Below are 3,758 nucleotides of genomic sequence, written 5' to 3'. Positions count from 1 at the left end.
CATCTGAAGTCGAGAATCACCGGAGGTGCCGGATACCGCGCGTGGTGCGGATTCCTGCGTATTTTCACCCTGATCCGGTGGATTATAGGCCAGGGTTGGCCGAAGTTCGGCGCTAGCTTCCCGTGCTGCGGGCCTGTGCTGCCGCCCTTGCGTCAACCATTCGGATCCAGCCGCCGTCGCGCGATGATGTCCTTGGCATCGGCGAGCTTTTCCGCGAGTTCCGGGCCACGCTGCAGCGCCACGCCCACTGCGAGTATGTCGCCGATCGCGAGATGCGAAGTGCGGGACGTCATGGGCGAGAAGACGTCGGTGTCTTCATCGACGTTGGCATGCAGGCCCACGCTCGCGAGGCGAGCGAGCGGCGATGTGCCGTGCGTGATCGCGATTACCTTGGCGCCGCGATCGAGCGCCGTGCGCGCGGCGTCCACGATGTCGCGCGTACGTCCAGTGTTCGAAATCGCGACGACCACGTCGCCGGGCCCGAGCAGCGCCGCCGACATCAGGAAGGTGTGCGGGTCCGAATACGCGACGCTCGGCATGCCGAGACGGAAGAACTTGTGCTGCATGTCCTGCGCCGCGATGCCCGAGCCGCCCGCGCCGTAGAACTCGATGCGCGAAGCGCGCGCGAGCAGGTCGATCGCGGCCGCGAGCGAGTCGGTCGAGAGGTTGTTGCGCACCTGCACGAGCGCGCCGATGGTTCGGTCGAGCACCTTGGCCGCGACGCCCGGCACGGGTTCGTTCGGGCTCACGTCACGGTAGACGGCCGGGTGTTCCGTGGGCAGCGCCCCGGCGACGGCCTGCGCGAGGCGAATCTTGAACTCGCGGAATCCCGAGAAGCCGAGCGCGTGGCAGAAGCGCGCGATGGTCGGCTGGCTCACGCCCGCGCGCTCGGCGACTTCGGTCATCGAAAGGTCAAGGACTTCGCGCGGCGCCTCGACGACGTAATCGGCGAGCTTGCGCTCCGAAGGGCGCAATTGCTCACGCATGGCTTTCACCTGGGACAGCAGCATCAGGAAACTCGCACTATGCTGAAAGATCCGTGGACTATAGCGGATCGGGCGTCATGTACAAAAACTACAGGATCACGGTTTGCTTCTTTCCGATTTAGATCTGTAATGCCTCGTGTGGCCTGCCAGTAATAAGATTAGGCGTTTATTTAAGGCTGCGCCCCCAGGGTCTAACCGGGATTGTCGGCTTGTAGTTTTTCTACTAACATCGCGCCATCGCTGATCGGAGCGTGCAGCGCGCCTCTGATCAGGCCCCGAGCGTCCCCGCCGAGACAAGAAGGAAGGAGATTCGATGGTTTCCCCGCATTCTCAGTTGATGAAGGTCACGCAACGCGTGATCGAGCGCAGCAAGCCGACCCGCGAGGCCTATCTCGCGCGCATTGCAGCGGCTCAGGACCGGTTCCCGGCGCGCGGCGCGCTCTCGTGTGCGAATCTCGCCCACGGCTTCGCGGGCCTCGAGGGCCGCGACAAGATCGCGATCAAGGCGATTCGCGAGCCGAACATCGGCATCGTCTCGGCGTATAACGAGATGCTCTCGGCCCACGCGCCCTACAAGGATTTCCCCGACATCATCAAGAAGGCGGCCCGCGAAGGCGGCGGCGTCGCGCAATTCGCGGGCGGCGTGCCGGCGATGTGCGATGGCATTACCCAGGGCAATGCCGGGATGGAGTTGTCGCTGTTCTCGCGCGAGGTGATCGCGATGAGCACGGCGGTTGCGCTCACGCACAACATGTTCGATGCGGCGCTGTGCCTCGGCGTGTGCGACAAGATCGTGCCGGGCCTCTTGATCGGCGCGCTGCAGTTCGGCCATCTGCCGACCATATTCGTGCCGGCCGGCCCGATGACGAGCGGCATCTCGAACGACGACAAGGCCAAGGTGCGCCAGCAGTTCGCCACCGGCCAGTGCGGCCGCGAGGCGCTGCTCGAATCGGAGGCGGCGGCCTATCACGGCCACGGCACCTGCACGTTCTACGGCACGGCCAACAGCAACCAGATGCTGATGGAAGTGATGGGGCTGCATCTGCCCGGCTCGGCGTTCATCCACCCGCACACGCCGCTGCGCGACGAGTTGACCGCCGCCGCGGCGCGCCGCGTGCTCGAACTCACCGTCGAGCGCGGCAACTACACGCCGATCGGCCACGTGGTCGACGAGAAGGCCGTGATCAACGGCATCGTCGCGCTGATGGCGACGGGTGGCTCGACCAATCACACGCTGCACCTCGTGGCGATGGCGCGGGCGGCGGGCATCATCATCGACTGGAACGACTTCGACGTGCTCTCGGACGCCGTGCCGCTCATCGCGCGCGTCTATCCGAACGGCAAGGCCGATGTGAACCATTTCCATGCGGCGGGCGGCATCGCCTTCCTCGTGCGCGAACTGCTCGATGGCGGCCTGCTGCACGAAGACGTGAATACGGTCGCGGGCCGGGGCCTGCGCCACTACACGCAGGAGCCCAAGCTCCTCGACGGCAAGCTCACGTGGGTGCCGGCTGTCGAGAAGAGCGCGGACACGTCCGTGCTGCGGGGCCTCGCCGAGCCGTTCCAGCCCGACGGCGGCCTGCGCCTGATGCAGGGGCGCCTTGGCCGCGGCGTCATCAAAGTTTCGGCCGTCGCGCCGGAACGTCGCAAGGTGCGTGCGCCCGCGATCGTGTTCGATTCCCAGGAGGCTGTGCAGGAAGCGTTCGATCGCGGCGAGCTCGAGCGCGATTTCGTGGCCGTCGTGCGCTTCCAGGGCGCGCGCGCCAACGGCATGCCGGAACTGCACCGCCTCACGCCGCTACTCGGCGTGCTGCAGGACAAGGGCTTTCACGTAGCGCTCGTGACGGACGGGCGCATGTCGGGGGCGTCGGGCAAGGTGCCGGCGGTGATCCACGTCTCGCCGGAAACGCTGATGCACGGCCCGATCGGCAAGGTGCGCGACGGCGATACGATCGTGATCGACGCGCTCGCGGGCGTGCTCGACGTCGAGGTGGATGCGGCCGAATGGGACGCGCGTGCGTTCGCGCAGCCCGCGCACCAGGCGCTCAACGAAGTGGGCTTCGGGCGCGAGCTATTTGGCGTGTTCCGCGCCACGGCCGCGCCGGCGGAGCTTGGCGCGACGGTGTTCGGGCCGCTCGTGGGCGAGCAGGTGGCGTCTGCGCCGGTTGCATCCGCTGCGGCGGTTACTCACTCGAGCACCCCGGCGACCCACGCCGCGAACTGATTTCATCATCAAGATCAAGGAGCCTGAACATGGCAACTAGCACGGTGGCCGATATCGTCCGCCTCGGCCCGGTCATTCCGGTGCTTGCATTCGATACGCCGGAGCAGGGCGAGCACGTTTCGCGCGCGCTTCACGCGGGCGGGGTAAAGGTGCTGGAAATCACGCTGCGCACGGCGGCCGGGCTCGAAGCGATCGAGCGCGCCGCGCAGATCGCGCCGGATATCGTCGTTGGCGTGGGCACGATCACGAAGCCCGAGCACTGCGCGCTTGCGAAAAAGGCGGGTGCGAAGTTCGGCGTTTCGCCGGGCCTCACGCGCGAGATCCATCAGGCGTCGCTCGACGCGGGCCTGCCCTTGCTGCCGGGCGTGATGACGCCGACCGACATCATCGTTGCGATGGAACTCGGTTACGAGATCGTCAAGTTCTTCCCGGCCGTGCCGGCGGGCGGCATGGCGATGCTGCAGGCGTTCCACGGCCCGTTCCCGACGCTCAAGTTCTGCCCGACGGGCGGCATCAGCGCGGAATCGGCGCCGACCTTCCTCGCGCTG

At 66.7% G+C, this 3,758-nt stretch carries 3 protein-coding genes; 2 read left to right on the top strand and 1 reads right to left on the bottom strand.

Annotated elements, in window-relative coordinates; genetic code table 11:
• Positions 1 to 152: 152 nt before the first annotated feature.
• Positions 153 to 1,010, bottom strand: coding sequence for a MurR/RpiR family transcriptional regulator (locus VMJ11_RS16655; RefSeq protein WP_325620487.1), 858 nt, complete (start codon positions 1,008 to 1,010; stop codon positions 153 to 155).
• Between the two features lie 289 nt (positions 1,011 to 1,299).
• Here VMJ11_RS16655 and edd point away from each other — a divergent pair, with 289 nt between their 5' ends.
• Positions 1,300 to 3,210 carry a phosphogluconate dehydratase gene (gene edd, locus VMJ11_RS16650; RefSeq protein WP_325620486.1) on the top strand — a complete coding sequence of 637 codons (1,911 nt, stop codon included), beginning with the start codon at positions 1,300 to 1,302 and terminating at the stop codon, positions 3,208 to 3,210.
• Positions 3,211 to 3,239: 29 nt separating this feature from the next.
• Positions 3,240 to 3,758 (top strand): bifunctional 4-hydroxy-2-oxoglutarate aldolase/2-dehydro-3-deoxy-phosphogluconate aldolase (gene eda, locus VMJ11_RS16645; protein ID WP_325620485.1); only part of this gene is annotated, 519 nt, incomplete at its 3' end.

Origin of the sequence: Paraburkholderia sp. (assembly GCF_035501035.1) — a bacterium.
In the GTDB taxonomy this organism is placed as follows: Bacteria; Pseudomonadota; Gammaproteobacteria; order Burkholderiales; family Burkholderiaceae; genus Paraburkholderia.
The sequence above is the reverse complement of the archived record's forward strand: the minus strand, read 5'-3'. Positions and strand labels throughout refer to the sequence as shown.